Source organism: Sphingobacterium arenae (assembly GCF_014692505.1).
GTDB classification, from domain to species: domain Bacteria; phylum Bacteroidota; class Bacteroidia; order Sphingobacteriales; family Sphingobacteriaceae; genus Sphingobacterium; species Sphingobacterium arenae.
Genome location: NZ_JACNYK010000003.1, coordinates 38,455 through 59,377 on the forward strand (window position 1 = coordinate 38,455; position 20,923 = coordinate 59,377).

Sequence of the window (20,923 nt, forward strand, 5' to 3'; positions counted from 1 at the left end):
CTATACTAAGATAACGTTTTATCGATAAAAATGTTGATTATCTCACAAATTTCCGAGCGAATGATAACAGAATTTAACTTTTGAACGTTTAAATAAAGTATTACTTTTGACGTACGTAAAACTTAGTATAATATTCATGAAGAAAGCAAATTTGCTATTACTGACATTAGGGATTATTCTATTCTCATTTGATACATCATGGGCGCAATTGGATAGTCAGCATGCTGTGGGTGGACGTTTTGGAAGCGCCACAGGGTTTAGTTACCGTTATACATTGGCCGATGATAGGGCCGTGGAAGGCCTTCTTAGCATACAAAGCAATTCCAAATATAGACGTTTCCGTCTAGGGGGACTTTATCAATACCATAGGCCGCTAGCCGAAAATTTTACTTGGTTCTACGGTTTTGGGGGAAGTATAGGTAGCTTTAAATATAAGGAGATTGTCACGCAAACCCAACATACTGACGAGGATGGTAAAACATGGGTAAATACAGAACGAACTAATCCTCGTTCAGAACTGGCATTGAGTATTGACGGTATTATCGGTATAGAATATAATATTCCGACAACACCACTGGCAGTGTCTGTTGATGTTAAGCCTTATTTTGAGTTTCTTCAAGAAAGCAGTATCAGGCTTTTTGACCCATTCGGGTTGACCATTCGATATAAGTTTTAGCTGAGCACACTAAGGGCATGTGTACGGACGTTGCGGTACACATGCTATTAAAGCTATGTTATATTTTTATCGATACCTATTTTCATAACCAGACCTTCAAACTCGTCTCTGTTTCCTGCGGCCTTATTCCTCATTTTCGTTCTGTAATTATAAATAGTTGAGACAGAGTAACGGAGAAAATAAGCAATTTTTATGCTGTCGGTAATACCTAAACGGATCAACGCAAAAATGCGAAGGTCGGGCGTAAGGTTGCTATTGACTTTAAAACTGATTCTTTCTTCCTTTAACAATAGCTTATTTATTTCCTCAACAAAATTTGGAAACAGGCGTAATATGGTCTCGTCAAAATTCTTATAGAATTCCTCCAAATTATCCTTTGGGTCTAGCGATAAGTCAATAAATTTCATTAGTGCTTCTTCCCCCTGTGTTTTAGCTATCTTATGCGCTTTCAGTCTGAACTGCTCTATCTTTGAAAGGTAGTCGGAAAAAAGTCCGATATATAAACCGATATATTCTTCTTTGAGAATATTCGAATCTGCGAGCCCTTGATTGCTTTCCGTGAGCAGTTTGTTGGATCGTGACAATTCATCTTTAGTGATGGATAATTTTCTCTTTTGCTTATACACATACAGTAGTGTAAAAAAGATGAAAGCTAACAATACTAAGATAACGATAAGGATAGTTAGCAATAATATTTGGCGTTGTTCTTCCTTTTTCTGGTACGTTTTGTCAATAAAATTGAACATCTCGGAAGATTCAAGTGTGCGGAGTCTGGCGTTATAGAATATCGCATCTTGCATTGCACATTTCATATAACTATATGCCCGGTTTATATCCCCCTTTTCAAATACTACAGCCGCTAGTCTTCGGAGTGACATATACTCCTTTACCCCACTTTTGATATCAGCTATTGCGGATCTTACAAGATACTCGATAGCTGTGTCCATCTCTCCTTTCTCTTCATATACTTTAGCTATAGAATAGGCTAAAATGGCCGCCTCACGCTCCTCAGGATCTAGATCAGCGTATGCCTCATGAAGATCCTTTAAGGCTTGATCATACTGTTTTTCTTGTTGAATAAGGCGTTCTGTATTAACATAAATATAGTCCATCGGTGATAAAACTTCACCTGAGACCAGTCTGTTCCTTAGTGAGGTCGTAATGGTTTCATATTTCTTTTTTTCATCGTTATTTTCGGAAGTTTTAATTAATAAGTTATAGACAGACAGTTTTGTATATAGATAAAATGTTTTTAGATCATCAGAGATTCTCAATGTATCTACACTATTCAATATATCGGTCGATTCTTTAAGTAATCCCATCGTTTTTAATATACGGACGCGGAAAAGCTCAGAATCAATGTATTCTTCATAATCGTTGGCCTGTAATGCATACTTTTCTAATTTTCGGGTATACAAAAGTGCTGAATCGGTCATAAATACAATATAATGAAGACAGATATCTTTTGTAATAGCGATTTGATCTTTCACATCGGAGGAAGAGTGTAGCCTTGTCTTTAAACTATCTATACTGCTTTCTTTTTTTGCTGTATATATATCTTTATCCTGAATAGCATTATCCAATACATGCAGTAAGGAATCAAGTTGTTTACTGTATGCAGGAGCTGTAAAGATTGAAGATATCAGGAATATAATTAATAACAATGAATTTTTCATACTTGGTATAATACAGAGCGAGTTAAATACAATAGAAGGTTTGTATAAAAATAATCGGATAATACGCTTCTCCAAAGCTACAAAAATAATATTATTTCATAACCACTTGTATGTGTAAAAAAAGGCTTCTTTAGTCGCTGTTTTTATTGGAAAAGTGACTGAAAATCTCCAATATGATTAAAACTAAAGTATTCATCTTCTACATTATACATAGGTTGTTTGTTTGTTAATATTCTGTGTATTAGCATTTTAAATATTCTATGTTCTATATTCTTACTACATTGAAAGAATCAGTATAAAAGAACGCTTGAAAATCTGATAACTTTGATTTCTCAAAGCTAACTTATAAATCTTTGCCCATGGTAAACTTACTAAATGAACAATGCCGGCATAATATCCGATATCAGGAAGTATCCGCTACCTCGCTTATCCCGAATTATGCGAAAGCGACTTTATAGGGGATACTCGCATTTCCGATAGCATACAATTAATTTACACTTTATAACTAATAAACTGTGAAACGAAGAACCTTTATTCAAAACTCGGCTATACTTGGAGCAGGTATGTTAGCCCACAATTTTTCTTTTGGCGGCCCTAGTCAGGTATTTCCCGTCGTCAGAGTTAGCGAGAAAGATCGGCACTTTAAAAGCCCGGTCATTGAGAAACTCATTAAAGAGTTCCAAACTAATGTAGCAGACAAGGAGCTGGGCTGGCTGTTCAACAATTGTTTGCCGAATACGTTGGACACGACTATTTATGATGAATCAACCTCACAACAAAAGCTGACTTATGTTATTACAGGAGATATTGATGCGATGTGGCTGCGGGATAGTAGTGCGCAGGTATGGCCGTATCTCCCTTTTATGCGAAGGGACGAGCACCTTCAGAACCTAATTCTCGGATTGATCAACAAACAATCTAAATGTATTAATATTGATCCTTACGCCAACGCGTTCTATAACGACCCAAACAAAAAAGGCGAATGGTTTTCTGATCATACCGATATGAAGCCGGGAATCCATGAACGTAAATGGGAGATTGATTCACTCTGTTATCCCATACGCCTCGCTTATGCCTATTGGAAGGAAACAAAAGATACGAGTCCTTTTGACAACGAATGGGTGCGAGCGCAAGAAAATATCTATAAGACATTTGTCGAGCAACAACGCAAGGAAAACTTAGGGCCGTATAAATTCGAACGTACGACGTCGCGTGGAACAGACACTTTGCAGGTCGACGGATATGGTTATCCTGTCAATCCAGTAGGTTTGATCTGTTCAAGTTTTCGCCCATCCGACGACTGTAGTATATTCTTATTCTTGATCCCAGCCAACCTGTTTGCGGTAGTTAGCCTACGACAGTCGGCCGAAATATTGCGTAAAGTCAAAAACAATACGGAATTGGCGGCTAAAATGGACGCATTGGCCAATGAAGTCGAGGATGCGGTTAACAAATATGGTATCATTGACCATCCAGTGCATGGACGTGTCTATGCTTACGAAGTAGACGGATTCGGTAGTTACTTGATGATGGACGACGCCAATGTGCCTAGTCTGTTATCGTTACCTTATCTGGGTGCGGTGGACGTCAATGACGAGGTCTATCAGCGTACCCGGCGCTTTGTGCTGTCGGAAAACAATCCGTTCTATTTCAAAGGAAAGGTAGCTGCTGGCATCGGTGGCCCACATATTGGCCGTGATATGATATGGCCGATGGCACTGATTATTCAAGCGCTAACGTCCACAAGTGATGCCGAAATACGGCAATGTATCCAGACATTGAAAAACACGCATGGTGACACCGGATTTATGCACGAATCGTTCCATAAGGATGATCCGAAGAAGTTTACCCGACACTGGTTTGCCTGGACAAACACGTTGTTTGGTGAATTACTATGGAAGGTGTACCAAGAGAAACCGGAGTTGTTACGTTAAATAACATTATTATAAACCATACATAGATTATTTTATGAGAAGAATATGTATCATAATTCCGTTGCTTATTTACCTTTTTGGTTTTAGCGTCCTTGGTTACGCTATAACTGCAAAGCCGATCAAGGAAGATAAGCATGATCTAAATCAATCAACCTATATCGGGGTTGTAAAAGATGAATTAGGAGTCGCTATTTCGGGAGCTAGTGTAGCGGTGAAAGGTAGGGTAGCTAGTACATCGACAGATCATAATGGATATTTTTCAATAAGTGCATCCGTGGGAGAAGTTATTGAGATCTCGTTCCTGGGCTACGAGCAGACGACAGTAACTTTAACGCAACAAACTAACTTAAATGTTGTGCTGAAAGAATCCGCCAATACAGAGCTGGATGAAGTGATTGTTATCGGTTATGGAACTACGACTCGCAAGCGGATTACCGGAGCTGTAGACCAAATAGCTGCAGACCAGATAGAGAATCGGCCAGTGGGTAATCTTACCCAAGCCTTACAAGGTGCTGCGCCTAGTTTGCTCATCCAGCAAAAAAGCATGAATCCCAACGATAACGCCATGAATGTTAATATTCGTGGTGTCAACACCGTTACGAGTGCTTCGCCCTTGGTGGTTATCGATGGAATGATATCCGATATCAACAATATGAATAAACTGAACCCGAACGATGTCGATAATATTTCTGTATTGAAAGATGCTGGAACGGCGGCGATTTATGGGTCGCGGTCGGCGAGTGGCGTCATTCTCATCACCACGAAACAAGGGCGAAAGAACTCTGGACCTCATATACGCGTCGGAGCTTCGTACGGTGTGCAGACACCGGATATCCTATATCGTCCAGTTGAAGGTTGGCAGAATGCAACATTGATGAACGTTGCGTTGGCAAATGGTGGGCAAGATCCCACATATACCCCAGAACAAATACAAGACCTTAAGGAGCATGGAGATGCAGAGTGGGCGATGGATTATATCTTTAAGAGCGCGCATCAGCAGAATTATGATTTGAATATATCTGGCGGTTCGGCAAATAGTACGTATATGATATCGGGTGGATATTACGATCAAGGCAGTAACTTTATCGGCCCGGGATATGGCGTAAAACGATACAATCTTCGCACAAAGCTAAGTACAGAGTACAAGCGGCTGAAGATTGATCTCATCCTCGGTTATGTACGTAACGACGCAAAAGGTGATGAGGCTAACGCTGGTTTTAAAATAGCTGATGCCAGCCGTACACCCAAATATTATTACAATACCGCTCAGACGGAAGATGGAAGATATCTGGTGAGTTCGGTGGGAACAAGTCCTGGCGCAGCGCTCCAATTGGGTGGATACAACAGGCACAATAACGATTGGATCAACGTAGGCACAGCACTAGAGTTCAAGATTTCGAACGACCTCAAGGCGAGGGCAATATTTGGACTGGACAATACATCCGACTGGCGATTTATAAGAAGGTTGCAGTATCCTGTTTATAATAGTGCAGAAAGCACAACCCCTATCTTACAGGGCGTAAATAGGGAAACGGAGAACTATGCTTTTAAGGGGATATTCATCAATTCGCAGGCACTTTTAGATTATAACAAAACCTTTGGTAAGCATACCGTAACGGCCCTAGGGGGAGGATCCCAAGAAGTTTTACATAATAGGGGAATAGATGTTAAAACCAGAAATACCGATGCGGATCTTGGTATTCCGATCAATAACGGCGAAGATGACAAAACCATTTTTGAAGACAGTCGCACCGAAGTCAATAATACGCTACGCCGGGTAATCCAGTCTGCATTTGCCCGTGTCAACTACAACTACGACGACCGCTATTCGGCCGATTTTACTATCCGTATGGATGGATCCAGTCGTTTTCCCGCCGAAAACAGATGGGGAACCTTTCCCTCCGTCTCGTTGGGCTGGTCGCTTTCAGAGGAGTATTTCATGGACAGCTATAAGACGACTGTCGGCGATATTAAATTTCGCGGATCATGGGGGATCTTAGGAAATCAGGAAATTAGCGATTTCCAGTATTTCACGACTTATACCGTCTATAACAATATCGCAGGATTTAATAACAATCCCGTTTCTGGTACTGGATTTCAGGAAGCCAGTCCAAACCTGAAATGGGAGAAGGTCAACAGTAAAAATATCGGGATAGATTTAACCTTCTTAAACAGATCTTTGGCAGTAAGCTTCGATGCATTCACGAATAAAACGACGGACATTCTACTGCAACCCGTAACACCTGGTGTATTTGGAACAGCTCTCGGGGATGTTAACATTGGTTCTATGGAAAACAAAGGTTGGGAGCTAAATGTTAATTATAATTTCGTCACCGGCGCTGTGAAACATGGGGCGACGTTCAATATTGGAAACACCACAAATATCGCTGTAGATCTTGGTAATCCGCAGATCAATACGGTGGACAACATCGGATTTATCCGGCGCAATGGATTGCCTTTAGGTGCATATTACGGTTTGAAAACTGGCGGGCTTTTCCAAAGCTATAGTGAGATTGAGAATGTTGCAGTGCCTATTGGAGCATCTCCTCAACCGGGCGACGTAAAATATATAGATCGCAATGGGGACGGCGTCATCAACGACGATGACCGCTATTACCTCGGTGATGGGCTCCCTCATTACAATTTTGGTCTTAATTATAACATGAATTACAAAGGCTTTGATTTTTCAATCCTCATACAAGGTGTGGGAAAACGACTACAATCGTTGCGGGGGGATATTTACACTCCTTTTCACAATGGGGGTTGGTATCCGGTGATTTTCCAGCACCAGCTTGATACCTGGACCGTAACCAATACCGATGCGAGGTATCCGCGGCTAATTACCAACAGCGGTAATTCTTTTGCCAACAATTGGGGCCCGGCCTCAGACATGTATATGCTCAATGCGAAATACATCCGTGTGAAAAATATACAGGTAGGATACACCTTGCCAAATCAAGTGGCCCAACAGCTGGGCGTGGGTAAAATACGTGTGTATGCTAATGCGCAGAACCCTTTCACTTTTAGCGAAAACTCTTTTATCGATCCTGAATCGACAGAGTTTAGCAATACGCTGGGTGCTGGCGGAGGCAACAGCGGGAGAAACTATCCTACCCTCCAATTCTTTGGAGGAGGTATTAACGTGGATTTTTAAAAGTATGAAAATGAAAAAAATAGTATATATTATTCTTGCACCGATAACCCTATTGTTTCTCCATTCTTGTCAGGACATGGATATAGCGCCTATCGACAGGTTTACAGATGCCAACTACTGGGAGAGTACCGAAAAAGCACAACTGGTACTTAATATGGCATACAACCAAATGTATGGTGCAGACCGCATGTGGAGGGATGAATTCTTGAGCGATAACCTAGTGCATACCTATGGTACAAACGATCCTTACGTGATCCGAAAAGGACAGGCGACCTCCGCGCTCAACTTGTTCAATACGGAGTGGGATGATGCTTATGGCGGCATCAAGACATGTCTGGTGTTTCTAGAAAATGTAGATCGCGTACCGAACATGTCCGAGAATGCTAAAAATAGGATGATCGACGAAATCCGCTTTATCCGTGCGTACATTTATTTCAGATTGGTAAATTACTATGGTGATGTACCATTCTTTCTAACGCAGGTATCGCTTGATGATGCCTACACTGTCAGTCGCACGCCCCGTGCCCAAGTCCTATCTTTTGTCCATGAGGAGCTTGACGAGATCATTCAAAATGGCAATCTGCCGACGAAAGATAACTTGGCGACAGCCGAAAGAGGGCGCATTACAACGGGAGCGGCGGTAGCCTTTCAAGCACGTGCGTATCTGTACGAAAGCAACTTTCCGAAAGTGAGGGAGTATGCCGGCTTACTGATCAATGAGCAAGCAAAATACGGTACATACCAATTGTTCCAACGCGCGACACAAAACGAAAGCTATTTTTACCTTTTTACGCCAGAGAACGAGTATAACGACGAAGTTATATTGGATATCACGTATGACGGTATATCCAAAGTTTGGACGAACATGAGTGCTATGGCTCCTATCACAAAATATGCAGAAATATCTGCGGACAATCCGACTCAAAGCCTAGTAGATTCGTATATGACGCTGAATGGGTTACCCGTGACTGGTTCAGATCGTGATCCTGCATATAACGTAAACGATCCCTACACTAACCGGGATCCCCGTCTAACCGCATCCATCGTGTATGATAACTATCGTTGGTTAAATAAAGATGGCACTGTAGACGTTATAAGGACAGCGGTAGGCACGAATACCGACGACTCTTACAAAGGGCCTGTCGAACGTCAGACTAAAACCGGCTATTATCTGCGTAAGTACTACGATTGGAACATGACGAGAAATAACAGATCTGGGTTGAATATTATCATGTTTCGTTATGCGGATATCTTGTTGATGTACGCGGAGGCGTGTAATGAGATCGGGAAAATATCCCAAGATGAGTGGGATATGACTATCAAGCCTATACGTGAGCGTGCTGGATTTCAAGCGGCTGCGGCTTTAAACTACCCAGCGACAAAATCGCAGGAAGAGATACGTGCTATTATCCGCAACGAAAGACGAGTTGAATTGGCGTTTGAAGGGTTGCGTTGGTACGACATTAAACGCTGGAGAATAGGCCAACAAGTTTTAAACGGCCCAGTGTACGGTTTTAGATTCGCGGGTAGCGATCCAAGCGTAAATGAGGGCCATGTGCTGGTAGAGCAATACCAGTTTAATGACAATCGCGATTATCTATGGTCGGTACCATTGGACGAAATGGACTTAAACGCTAATCTTAAGCCAAACAATCCCGGTTATTAATAACAAATTAAATAGGTGAATACGTAATACTAAAAAAATATGAAAGCTAAATTAACCAACAGTTCTATCGTACTTTTCCTGATACTTTTTGTAGCAGGTTGTAGTAAAAATGATATGGAGTATAAAGATCCTGCAGTTAGTGCTGTTGACGCATTATATGCTCCGGCACAAAACCAGCAGATTACTTTGCGCTCGGATCAGGGTGCAACCGCACTGTTTCAGTGGGCATCAAGCCATTCTCAGGACGGACAACTTGTTTCGTACGAAGTGGTGTTCTACAACGAAGCTGATCTAGAAAAACCGGTTTATCGTATTGTTTCTGAAAAAGGAGGGAAGGAGCTTTACGCCTCTATTTCACACCTCGATATCAACAGGGCTGCTTCCGCAGCAGGGATACCCACTGGCGAGATAGGGACAATCTATTGGTCTGTAGCCTCCTGGAGAGGTTTAAGCTCTGCGGTATCGGCCCAAAAAAATAAATTAACTATCAAACGTCTGGAAGGCTTTGAAGTGATACCGGATGCCGTGTTCATTACCGGAGAGGCGACAGAAACGGGTAGCGATATTTCACAAGCATTGTCCTTGACAAAAACAGACGACGGCAGATTTGAAATCTATACGCAGTTGAAAAACGAAGGTGGATATCGGTTTGTAGACCGTACGACCGGAGAGGCGGTGAGCTACTATATTGATGAAAATGCTAAACTTTCAGAATCTGACGGCGAACAACAGTCCAATGTAGACGAAACTGCTGTTTATCGGATCACGTTAGATTTCACCAATAAAGGTGTGAGCACGATGAAAATTACCAGTATGGGGGTATTCTTCAGCCCAGAAAACAAGGTGATACTTGACCTTCCCTATCAAGGTGCAGGTGTATGGTCCGGAACGGGCGTTATCAATTTCAGACAGGAAAGCTGGGGGAAAGATGAGCGTTATAAATTCCAGTTACAAACATCGTTAGGAACCAGGCAATTGGGAACTGTGAACGGAACAGATAGTCAGCCAACCGCAGCTAGTCCAGCTTCTTACTACTATGTCAAATTACTTGACCAGACCACGCAGTGGGATGACAAGTGGAAATTTTCATCAGCAGTAGATGGTGCTAATACCACGGTTACCGTAACTATGAATGCGAGTGGGCCATATACCCATTTGGTGAAGGTTAACTAAGATCAGGAGCTTTTCCGGAACACATAGCTCTGGAAAACCTGCTATAAATCAAATGGAAGCATGCCGCTGAACACTATTTACGATACGGTCGGATATCTTCAGCGCGCTTTATATTAATAAGGAAGAAATATATGAAAAGGAATGTAATAATACCCTGTCTTGCGGTTATGGTTATGCTTATTGCGTCATGTACTAAATATGATGACACTTACACGCCATCGCCATCTGCAAAGGACAATTTTTATGCAGTCGACTGGACCGCGGCAGCAGATAGCAGTACGAATTCTTTTTTTGATAGATATTGGAATACCACATCGCATGTTTTCAATAATACGTATGACGCGCAAGTAGCCTGGAACGATTACTGGCCAGAAGCGCACGGTCTCGATGTACTGGTAGACGCCTATGTAAGAACGAACGACGATAAGTTTAAGCAGGCCATTTTTGATTTTTATGAAGGAGTTCGGATTAAAAACTGGTATAGCAATACTTGGGAAAATGAATACTATGATGACATGGGTTGGCATGGCTTAGCGCACATGAGAGCGTTGGAAGTCACAAATGACCAGCGATATGCAGAGTCCTCAAAAAACTTATGGCGCTGGATTACGGAAGGCTGGACCGATTACGAAGGCGGCGGGATCAAGTGGCGCAAACCGTCGGATAACCTCGGCGAAGCAAAGGGTATCCCGGCAAATGGCCCTGCGGCAATCATTGCTGCAAGGCGATATGTAAAATATCCCGAAGAAAGTCATGGAGGATTTAACAATCTCGAATGGGCTCAAAGAATCTATGATTGGATGAAATACAACCGTACTATCCTTTCATCAGGAAGGGTATTTGAACATTTAGACAACACCAATAATGATTTTTCCTATAATGTGGGAACATATATAGGAGCAGCGTTGGAATTGTATGATATTACTGGAGATAAAATCTATTTAGACGATGCTATAAAGGCTACGAACTATCATATTACCTACAATGTAGACAAAAGCTATGGTGTACTGACTGATTACGGGGAGCAGCCCGGCGGAGGCAGCGGTCACGATGTCAATCTGTTCAAAGGCATATTTATCCGTTACTTTACCTTATTGATACAGCATCCTGATCTCCCTACTGCCGACAGAGATCGCTACATTGAATTTATCACGAACAATGCCGAATATCTGTGGATGGCGGGTACACAAAAGTCGCCCGATATCAAGTTTAGCTACAGCTGGTGGAAAAATCCGGGTGATGCCGAGACTTGGGGAGACTTGCGGTCTGCCCTCAGTGGTGCCATGCTAATGGAAGCAATGGCAATATTAAAGGGTGACGGGCTAATAGATTAAAGATTGGCTGAGTCGATTTAGCAAATAAAAAAATAACAGCAAACGCGCATGGCGTAAGTTAGCGCAAGATTTATACGAAAAAAACATGATAAAATATTGCACAATAGTAATTTTAGTTTTTTTGACAGGAAACGTTTTTTCCCAAGAGTCTTCATCAATACATGGATCAACATCGGTAGATATGTTGAAATCTGCGGATAGCTCATTGGATGTGATTCTAAAAAAGTATGGAAGCAATAAAACCTTTTTACTTCGGGAGAATTTCCCAGTAGATGGGGGGTACAAAGCAGACTATTTAGGCGATGGTGCCAGCGGTAAACAAGAGTATGCCTACCTTTGGCCGTATTCAGGAGGTTTGTCTGCTACGGTTGCGCTCTATGAACACAGTGAAAGCAAAAAATATAAATCCATCATTGATAAACGGCTCATCCCTGGATTAGAAGAATATTATGACGATAAAAGAAAGCCAGCAGGATATGCTTCTTACATCTCATCTGCACCCGTATCTGACCGTTTTTATGATGATAATATCTGGATCGGGATCGACTTCACCAATCTTTATCTGTTAACAGGTGAGACGAAATACCTGGAAAAAGCAAAGATAGTTTGGGATTTCGTTTATAGTGGTCATGATGATTTATTGGGCGGTGGCATTTATTGGTGTGAGCAAAAAAAGACATCTAAAAATACCTGTTCGAATGCACCAGCGGCAGTTTTTGCACTTAAATTATATGAAGCCACTAAGGAAGGTAAGTATCTAGGAATGGGTAAGTCCCTATATGAATGGACCAAGACCCATCTGCAAGATACAGATGGCGTCTATATGGATAATGTCCGCTTAGATGGGAGCAGAGATCGGGCAAAGTATCCCTATAACTCGGGGCAAATGATCGAAGCTGCTGCTTTGTTGTATAAGATAACGAACGAACCGCATTATCTTGAAGAAGCGCAGCACGTAGCCAAAGCGTCTTTCCATCATTTTTTTGAGACAGATGGCTCACACCGGTTAAAAAATAGTGATAATTGGTTTATCGCTGTCATGATGCGTGGATTTGTCCAGCTCTATAAATTAGACAATAATCCCACTTACTTACAAGCATTTCGTAAAAATCTAGATTTTGCATGGATGGCCAATAGAGATGAAAATGGTCTTTTTTACAAGGATTGGAAAGGAGAGAAGAAAAATGAGCGAAAATGGTTACTAGACCAATTTGCTATTGTTGAAATGTTCGCGAATATTTTAATTTTGAAATAAATTTTTGGTTGAAGTGGGTGTGAAGATAGTGTAGAGACGCTAGATGTAGCGTCTCTGCATTATTTATATCGATAACCAAAGATTCCCCAATTCTTTCTCTGCCGCGGTGGCATCCAGCTTTTCTCGAATTGACCACTGCTGTTTGATAGAGCGGCGAAGAGGTGCGTGGATGGTACGTACCAATCCATCTCGGGAAACCAACACGTCAACAATTTCATCTATTTGACCATGTTGTAGTATAAATTCCAGTTCTTTACCTGCCAGATCGAGTCTGTTTCCATTGATGGCAATAAGTTCGTCGTCAACATTTAGCCCTGCGTCCCAGGCACTTGAGTTACGTTCCACATTCTTTATAAGTATCCGTCCCTCTTGGTTTGCTATTTTGATACCCAACGAAAGCTCTTGCGTGTCATGGTTTAAATCGACTAATTCGTAACCAACCCGATTAAAATATACGTTATAATCAAGCTCTTCTGTGCTATGCGCCGCATAAAAGATCGCAGAAAGATCGACGCCTGTTACAATTTCCGCCAATGATTGAAATTCTTTTTCTTCGAAACCTCGATTTTCTTTTTTGTAGAAAGTTTGGTAGGCCGCTCGAAGCACATTATCTAGCCGCTTTATTCCCCGTGTCTCCGTTAGAATATGAAGATCCAGTGCAACGGCGAGCATCGCTCCTTTATTATAGTAGGAAATGCTGGTGTTGGCCGAATTTTCATCCGGTCTGTAATGCTTTATCCAAGCGTCAAAACTGGCTAAAGCGGCGGATTGGACTCGGTACCCTGGACGATTATACACTTGGTTGAAATCGTTGGCGAGCATATCAAGGTATTCTTGTACAGAAAAAAATCCACATCGCCGGATGATGAGATTATCATAGTATGAAGTGAATCCTTCCATAATCCAAAGGCCAGTTGTGTAATTTTCTTCACTATAGTCGAAAGGTCCCAGCTCTTTTGGCCGAAGCCGTTTAACATTCCAAAGATGAAAGTATTCATGTGCTACGAGACACAAAAAATTTTTGTAGGAGTTTGGTGCTTTGTAGGCATTTCGGCTCGCACCCAACACTGTAGAGTTAAGGTGTTCGAGTCCGCCACCACCTGTTTGATAGTTATGGGTGATGAAAACATAATTCGTGTTTGGATTCTCGCCCCATATCTTAGTCTCTTCGTCTACGATTTTTGTTATATCAGCGGTTAGTTGCTGCTTGTTGTAATTTCCACCGCCTACCATCGCGAACTCATGTTGCACGCCTGCTGCGTCGAAGTGCCATATTTCTTGGTTTCCAATTTCGAGGGGTGAATCGTACAGAATATCAAAATCTTCCGCATAAAAAGTGTGTTCATGATCGGTATTTTTTGGTAATCCAGTTGAAATATGATGCCATCTTTTTGGAAGCACAATTTTCACCATACAAGAAAGATCGATACAGTTCTTTACATGCATAAAGGTTGCCGCCGGATTAATAAATGCCCGATCGGCATTGATCATGTTGGTTCTCACAGATATTTCGAAACCATATATTCTATACCGTATTTTGGTATGACGAGACGGTTGTGCTATACGCCATATATTTTTAGAAATCTTCATACAAGAAACCCTATCTGATTCGGAAAATGCTTCCACATTCTCCACATGACGCTCATATTCGCGAATTAGATAGGATCCGGGTGTCCATACGGGCATCGCAATATCCAATGTTGTTTCGGTAAAATCGAATAGATCCATTTCAACGTCCATATAATGTGCTTGAGGTTCTGTAAAAGAGAGGGTGAAATGTATGCGGGGTTCTAACATGATTGTTGATTTTTATCGCAAATCTACGTAGATTGAAGCAAAGCTTCAAAAGTATTTTATACACGAAAAATTATTACCTTTGGGGTGCACAATGTAAATTTAAACACCATATATGATTTTAGTTGCAGATAGTGGTTCTTCCAGTTCTGATTGGATGCTTAATTTACCGGACAGCGCACCTCTATCCTTTCGTACAAAGGGACTGAATCCATTTTTTGTAAATGAAAAAGAAATTGCCCGTGTGATGCAGGAGGTGCCGGAAATACTGCCTTATGCGAATGAGATTCATGAAGTTTATTTTTTTGGCGCTGGATGTGTGACACCGGATAGAAGAGAGATTGTTTCCAATGCGCTTACCGAAATTTTCCCAACAGCATTTATTTCTGTTGAAAGTGATATGTTGGGTTGTGCCTACGCCACTTGTGGACATAATAAAGGATATGTTTGTACTATAGGTACAGGATCCGATATTGGCTTTTACGATGGCGAAGGGTTACATCCTAGCTTGCATGGAGTAGGCTACGTGCTCGGTGACGAGGGCTCGGGAGCTTGGTTTGGAAGGAGATTAATAATTGATTTTCTTTATGAAAAGATGCCGAAAGATCTCCAAAAAAAATTCGCTGAGAAATACCGTGTTAGCAAAGACGTTGTCATTAAGAATGTATACCAAAAGGATAGACCAAATGCGTATTTAGCTTCTTTCGCAGAGTTTATGGCTGAAAACCGATTACACCCCTATATTGATACTTTGTTGAAAAATGGATTTGATGAGTTTATTCGAACACATGTTATTACTTATCCAGACTTTTGGGAATATAAGGTTAACTTTGTCGGTGGTATTGCCTATCATTTTGATCTGCAATTGCGTGAAGTATGTGAAGTGTTGGGCGTTCGTGTCGGGTCGATTTTAAGTAATCCAATAGAACAATTATTTCATTTCGTTGTTGAAAGAGAAACGAGATTGATTATTAAATAAAGCATAATCCGTGGTGTGTGGGAAACCCAATCACATAAAAGGAGATAAAATGAATATAATAGCGAGCATAATATTGTGGGCTTCGGTGATGTCGCCAACAATGTCGATTTATGATTTCAGTTTCACGTCCATTGATGGCAAAGAGATCAAGCTATCGGATTTTAGAGGAAAGAACATTTTAATTGTCAACACGGCCTCAAAATGTGGCTTCACGAAGCAATATAAAGACTTACAAGCTTTAAACGACGAGTATGGTAATGACTTGGTGATTATTGGTTTCCCGTCTGATAACTTTGGTGGGCAGGAACTTGATAGCAATGCGGAAATCCTAGATTTTTGTGAAAAAAATTATGGGGTTAATTTCTTGTTGTCTGAAAAAATTAATGTGAAGGGGAAAGACATCAATCCCCTGTTTAAGTTTTTGACCACACAGGAAAACCCTGACTTTACAGGAGATATCAAATGGAATTTTGAAAAGTTTTTAATAGATAAAGAAGGGAAACTGGTACATCGCTATCGATCTCGCGTCAATCCTTTAGATGTAGCTATAGTCGGCAAATTATAAGTCGCTGTCGATTAACCCAAAATAGCACGCGCGGCAACGTGGTTCATAGCTGTCTCTCTCCCCTAAAAGTATACGTTCCTGACTTTCTGTTATTCGGTAAGAATAGGTTGCAGGTGCGCCACATTGAACACAGACGGCGTGTACTTTTGTAACATGTTCTGCTAGAGCCATCAGTGCGGGAACTGGATTAAAAGGAACCCCCTTGTAATCCATGTCTAACCCGGCAACGATGACACGGACGCCTTTATTGGCTAACTGTGAACAGACATGGGGCAGCTCTTCATCGAAAAATTGCGCTTCGTCAATACCGACTACCTTTGTTTCGGCACTTAACAGTAAAATTGCGGAGGAATGTGGTACGGGAGTGGAGGCGATGGTATTGCTATCATGCGATGTAATACCGTGATGGTCATAGCGAATATCTATTGTTGGCGTAAAAATCTCAACGGGTAACTTGGCAAATTGTGCTCTTTTCATTCGTCGGATAAGCTCTTCCGTTTTGCCGGAAAACATGGAACCGCAAATAACTTCTATCGTGCCTACCTGTCTGTTTCTATGGATAAAGCTATGTTCGGAAAATAGCATGATGATTCTTTAAATTATTCTTTCCTACAATCGACACTAATATCGAAATTATTTCCTTAAATTTCTTCTATTAAATACAGCTGATTGCTGAGGAGAACCGAGCTTGCGAGTTCTCTGAAAGTAATTATATAAATTCATTTTATATGTGGCTCAATTATTTTTAATTAGGATTTATGCATTTTTGTTTATTTTTAAAGGCGTGCATGAGCTCATTTAAAATTCGGTTCGTGAATACAGCGCATTTTATGTAAATTTGAGTGTTCTATATCAAAAAAGGTATCTAATGGCATACACAAAGGAAACTATATTTTCAAAAATAGGAGAGTTGTTGGTCGAGATTAATGACGATTACACGACGTTATCAGATAAAAGTATGGCAGCTTCAGATGAAGTTTTGTTATTATTGGAAGCAAAAGCTATCTATTTGACCAGCCATATTGAAATACTACGAAAATTAGTTGCGACGGTTGGACAAGAAAGCGCGTCCGTAAATGAAGAAAGGTCTACGTCTTCATTTGCTTTAGAGGGAGAAATAGATACACAACCCGTACATGATGAAATTCAAGAGGTAATAGAGAAAGAGGGACGGCAACCCGAAGAAGCCGATACTCCGATCCATGAAATGCAGACGGACGTGGCTCCGTTAGCAGAAGATCCGTCTGATATTGCCGATGATAAGGAGGAGCCTTTGGCCCCATCAATACAATCTACGCCTATTGAAAAAGAGGAACAGCCCCATCTTGTAGTGGAAGAGTCGCGTCCTGTGCAGGAAGAAGTTAAGTCTGAGCAAGCTCCTGCGGAAGGCGCTCAACCAGAGGTTGTTGTGAACGAAGTGGTGGAAGAACCTAAGCAGATTATATTGGACGAAAGTCTGAATATACCGAATGTTGAGGAGGAAAAACCAGTACGTCCCCTGACACTGAACGAAATTCTTCAGCAGCAGCGTAAAACTGGAGTAGTAGATTCGAATATAACTTCTGGAGTAGATAAAGATAAAATAGTTGATCTCAAATCATCTATTAGCTTAAATGACAAGCTGTTGTTTATTAAGGATTTGTTTAACGGGTATTCCTTAGCGTATAGTGAAGCCATTGAGCTTTTGAATAGATACGTTACGTTTGCGGAAGCGGATGCCTTTCTACAGACGAACTATGCATTGAAAAATAACTGGGCGGATAAACCGCAAACGGTAGAGAAACTTTATGCTATTCTGCGCAAAAAATTTATGTTATAAAAAAGAAGGCCTGTCGCCTTTCTTTTATGCTATCTCAAACTGGACCCAGTCTGTTCCTTTTCGCCCGTAAACAAAATATTTTGGCTGTACAATTTCTGCACAAATTTCGACGTCGTGTAGAAAATCGATACTTTGTGTTCCAAAATTTCTTTTTTGGATAATATAAATGTTATTTGATTGTAAAGCGTCAGTCCTACTTAATATTTCGTCCTGAAGAATGTCGGGAACATCCGCATAAAGTTTATCGTTTTCTTGAACAATGAATAGTAGTGAAGGGTTATCGTATTTTTCCGTAAGTAATTTTCCTCCCGCGATAGCTACACTGTCCGCCAACTGTTCATTAAATAGGGGATGAAATCCCGTTTGTGTTAATATGAGAACCGAGGGACGTTGGTCTTCGGAAATGAATTTGAGTTTGTGTATGAGAATATTGACCTCCTCCTCCAAATGTTCGGCCATATCGGGTTCCGTCTGTTGTATGTGGTGGAGTAATGTCGTGTAAAAATTAAGATTCTGCATGTATGTTACGCTCCTATAAGTTCCTGCAAAGTTAAGTTTTTGTTTGTTCTTTTTTGCCCCTATGTCATAGGTTTCGTAAATTGCATTATAAAACGAGGAATATTATGTTTGACAAGTTGTTTCAAGCGCAGCAAAAAGCTGAAGAGGTTAAAAAACGTTTAGATAGCATTTCTGTTTTTGGAGAAACAGAAGGAGGCAAAGTGAGAGTCGTAGCTTCTGCTAGTAAAGAAATAAGAGAGATTACGATTGATAATGAATTTCTTGAGCAGCTCCATGATAAAGAAGAGTTGGAAGAATTGTTGGTCGTTGCATTGAACAAGGCTTTGCAGCAAGCAGAAAATGTTAGCCAAGCGGAGATGCAAGTGGTTTCACAAGATTTATTAGGTGGTCTTGGCGGTTTAGGAAATTTATTTGGTGGCAATAAATAGTGTTGGCACCGGCTTACAGCTTTATTTAAGGAAGATATATGGAAGTTACTTATTATGGACAGTCGTGTGTAGTATTTGATTTTAATGATGCTAAGGTTTTATTAGACCCTTTTATTAGGTATAATTCGTTGGCAAAAGATATTGATATCAATCTTTTAAAACCTGATTATATCTTTTTAACACATTGTCATCAAGATCATGTCGCAGACATGAAATATATTCAGTCGAATAGCGGTGCCACTGTGGCGGCAATTGTAGAGACAGCCGCATGGGTAAGAAAACAGGGCGTGCCAGATGATAAGGTCATCGAATTTAATTTTGGCGGAACGCTTTCTTTGCCTTTCGGAAAGGCAAAAATGGTCTATGCGTTACATACCAACAGTACGCCGGATGGTGAATATGCAGGGGTAGCGGTTGGATATGTTTTTTTTGTTGATGGCAAAAAAATTTACTTTGCTGGAGATACTGCGCTCACGTTGGAAATGAAATTATTGGAAGATTTACAATTAGATTGGGCATTTTTACCTATCGGTGGACATTATACAATGGATGTTGATGATGCTATTAAAGCCGCAAAGCTTGTGAACTGCAAAAATATTATAGGCATTCATTATAATACCTTCCCGCCTATTCATATTGATACAGAGGAAGCTAAAAGGAAATTTGAAGCAAATGGATTGCAGTTGTATCTGCCACAGGTAGGTGAGTCGGTTGCTTTATAAATAAAAAGAGGCGCCGTTTAGTGCGCCTCTGTAGAATAATAAAATTAATCCTTCGCTGTTCTATTGATATGATACACTACTAAATCATCTATTGGTGAGCGTATAATCTTACCAACCTCCATACCATACCGTTTGGCCGTTTCCTCTAGAACATTCCGGAAATTATAGGCTACCGAGCCGATACAGTTAAATGTGTGGGTTTGATAATCGGGGTATTTGCTTACTAGGTTCTTAAAGAATGTGTCGAATGCTTCCTCCACAATGCCACGAGTATACTCCATATTGACATTGTTGTCATATACAAACTTACTGAAACTGGCACAGAAACGGTTAGCTAATGGCTTTGTATAAACGTTGTCCATGATTTCATCAGGGGTGAGTTTATAGGTTTCAAAAAATAATTTTTCAACCGCTTCAGGCATTAAGCCACGTATGAAATCCGTTAACAATTTCTTCCCTATATAACTTCCACTTCCCTCATCCCCCAATATATAGGCTGCAGAATCAATATTATGCGTTATTTTTTCTCCATCATAAACACAGGTGTTTGTACCTGTACCCAAAATCGCAGCGAAACCGGGTTGATCTGCTAACAAGGCACGTGCGGCGGCGAGCAAGTCATGACCAATTTCCACTTTAGCATTCGGAAACACTTTCTGCATAGCCATTTCTACGATTTTAGCTTTCTCTTCGTTATGCACACCGGCTCCATAATAATTTACTTCGGTAATTTTATCAAAAGGTAGATCACTAGGTAGCCCTTTTTTTAACGAATTAACAATATATTCACTATCGACAAAATAAGGGTTATAACCCTCTGTGTTGAAGTATATCTTTTTGTTTGAGTCATCTAACAAACACCAGTTTGTTTTTGTCGATCCTCCGTCTGCAATGATTATCATTATAGATTTGGTTTTATTGTGTTATGTTTTTTGTTGCTAATTACTTTTTACTAATACTTGCCCGAAAATACATCTTTCTGTCTAAAAACAAGAATTTTAAAAATTAAAAAAGCAGATAGATAAAAAATGAAAATACATTTTGTCTCTAAAAATGCCTTTTAATCGCTTTTAAAGTGCTTTTTTTTAATTTTTATTTTTTTTTATCCTTAGTGTATTTTGTACAATATGTTTGGTGTTGAAAATAAAGTTTTTATTTTCAACTGCTATTAAAACAATTTTGGATTAAGGACGTTATATAGAGAGTTGTTGGAGGAAATAGTGTCTCAC

The 20,923-nt window shown here is 40.5% G+C and carries 17 protein-coding genes; 12 read left to right on the plus strand and 5 right to left on the minus strand.

Annotated elements, in window-relative coordinates:
* Positions 1 to 136: 136 nt before the first annotated feature.
* Positions 137 to 676, plus strand: coding sequence for a hypothetical protein (locus tag H8B17_RS12405; RefSeq protein ID WP_190309549.1), 540 nt, complete (start codon positions 137 to 139; stop codon positions 674 to 676).
* Between the two features lie 53 nt (positions 677 to 729).
* Here H8B17_RS12405 and H8B17_RS12410 read toward each other — a convergent pair whose 3' ends face one another.
* Positions 730 to 2,352, minus strand: coding sequence for a DUF6377 domain-containing protein (locus H8B17_RS12410; protein WP_190309550.1), 1,623 nt, complete (start codon positions 2,350 to 2,352; stop codon positions 730 to 732).
* A 515-nt stretch (positions 2,353 to 2,867) separates the two neighbouring features.
* Here H8B17_RS12410 and H8B17_RS12415 point away from each other — a divergent pair.
* The 6 genes from H8B17_RS12415 to H8B17_RS12440 all read left to right on the plus strand — a co-directional run bounded on the left by H8B17_RS12415 (position 2,868) and on the right by H8B17_RS12440 (position 12,868).
* A complete protein-coding gene (locus H8B17_RS12415; RefSeq protein WP_190309551.1) occupies positions 2,868 to 4,286 on the plus strand; it encodes a glycoside hydrolase family 125 protein in 1,419 nt (472 codons plus the stop codon).
* 34 nt (positions 4,287 to 4,320) lie between these two features.
* The gene (locus H8B17_RS12420) at positions 4,321 to 7,440 is read left to right on the plus strand and encodes a SusC/RagA family TonB-linked outer membrane protein (protein WP_190309552.1); all 3,120 of its coding nucleotides are present in this window, start codon (positions 4,321 to 4,323) and stop codon (positions 7,438 to 7,440) included.
* A 10-nt stretch (positions 7,441 to 7,450) separates the two neighbouring features.
* Positions 7,451 to 9,106 (plus strand): RagB/SusD family nutrient uptake outer membrane protein, encoded by a 1,656-nt coding sequence (locus H8B17_RS12425; protein ID WP_223816545.1) that lies wholly within the window; start codon positions 7,451 to 7,453, stop codon positions 9,104 to 9,106.
* Positions 9,107 to 9,145: 39 nt separating this feature from the next.
* A complete protein-coding gene (locus H8B17_RS12430; RefSeq protein ID WP_190309554.1) occupies positions 9,146 to 10,279 on the plus strand; it encodes a SusE domain-containing protein in 1,134 nt (377 codons plus the stop codon).
* A gap of 131 nt (positions 10,280 to 10,410) precedes the next feature.
* Entirely contained in the window at positions 10,411 to 11,613 is a 1,203-nt protein-coding gene (locus H8B17_RS12435; RefSeq protein ID WP_190309555.1) for a glycoside hydrolase family 76 protein, read from the plus strand.
* A 181-nt stretch (positions 11,614 to 11,794) separates the two neighbouring features.
* Entirely contained in the window at positions 11,795 to 12,868 is a 1,074-nt protein-coding gene (locus H8B17_RS12440) for a glycoside hydrolase family 76 protein (protein ID WP_223816546.1), read from the plus strand.
* A 63-nt stretch (positions 12,869 to 12,931) separates the two neighbouring features.
* Here the strand turns inward: H8B17_RS12440 and H8B17_RS12445 are convergent, their stop codons facing one another.
* Entirely contained in the window at positions 12,932 to 14,665 is a 1,734-nt protein-coding gene (locus tag H8B17_RS12445) for a M61 family metallopeptidase (RefSeq protein ID WP_190309557.1), read from the minus strand.
* Positions 14,666 to 14,777: 112 nt separating this feature from the next.
* On the opposite strand from H8B17_RS12445, the gene H8B17_RS12450 reads away from it, so the two are divergent.
* On the plus strand, positions 14,778 to 15,641 hold the full coding sequence (locus tag H8B17_RS12450) for an N-acetylglucosamine kinase (RefSeq protein WP_190309558.1): 864 nt from the start codon (positions 14,778 to 14,780) through the stop codon (positions 15,639 to 15,641).
* Positions 15,642 to 15,690: 49 nt separating this feature from the next.
* Positions 15,691 to 16,206 (plus strand): glutathione peroxidase, encoded by a 516-nt coding sequence (locus tag H8B17_RS12455; protein WP_317171030.1) that lies wholly within the window; start codon positions 15,691 to 15,693, stop codon positions 16,204 to 16,206.
* Here the strand turns inward: H8B17_RS12455 and H8B17_RS12460 are convergent.
* Positions 16,201 to 16,791 carry a thymidine kinase gene (locus H8B17_RS12460; RefSeq protein ID WP_190309559.1) on the minus strand — a complete coding sequence of 197 codons (591 nt, stop codon included), beginning with the start codon at positions 16,789 to 16,791 and terminating at the stop codon, positions 16,201 to 16,203. The two genes, H8B17_RS12455 and H8B17_RS12460, sit on opposite strands and share 6 nt — an antisense overlap.
* A gap of 283 nt (positions 16,792 to 17,074) precedes the next feature.
* Between H8B17_RS12460 and H8B17_RS12465 the strand changes: the two genes are divergently transcribed.
* Positions 17,075 to 18,025 (plus strand): hypothetical protein, encoded by a 951-nt coding sequence (locus H8B17_RS12465; RefSeq protein ID WP_190309560.1) that lies wholly within the window; start codon positions 17,075 to 17,077, stop codon positions 18,023 to 18,025.
* A 24-nt stretch (positions 18,026 to 18,049) separates the two neighbouring features.
* On the opposite strand, the gene H8B17_RS12470 is transcribed toward H8B17_RS12465, so the two are convergent.
* Positions 18,050 to 18,544 (minus strand): hypothetical protein, encoded by a 495-nt coding sequence (locus tag H8B17_RS12470; RefSeq protein ID WP_190309561.1) that lies wholly within the window; start codon positions 18,542 to 18,544, stop codon positions 18,050 to 18,052.
* A 104-nt stretch (positions 18,545 to 18,648) separates the two neighbouring features.
* On the opposite strand from H8B17_RS12470, the gene H8B17_RS12475 reads away from it, so the two are divergent.
* Positions 18,649 to 18,972, plus strand: coding sequence for a YbaB/EbfC family nucleoid-associated protein (locus tag H8B17_RS12475; RefSeq protein ID WP_190309562.1), 324 nt, complete (start codon positions 18,649 to 18,651; stop codon positions 18,970 to 18,972).
* Between the two features lie 38 nt (positions 18,973 to 19,010).
* The gene (locus H8B17_RS12480) at positions 19,011 to 19,694 is read left to right on the plus strand and encodes a metal-dependent hydrolase (protein WP_190309563.1); all 684 of its coding nucleotides are present in this window, start codon (positions 19,011 to 19,013) and stop codon (positions 19,692 to 19,694) included.
* A gap of 44 nt (positions 19,695 to 19,738) precedes the next feature.
* Here H8B17_RS12480 and H8B17_RS12485 read toward each other — a convergent pair whose 3' ends face one another.
* On the minus strand, positions 19,739 to 20,596 hold the full coding sequence (locus H8B17_RS12485) for an N-acetylglucosamine kinase (protein ID WP_190309564.1): 858 nt from the start codon (positions 20,594 to 20,596) through the stop codon (positions 19,739 to 19,741).
* Positions 20,597 to 20,923 lie beyond the last annotated feature (327 nt).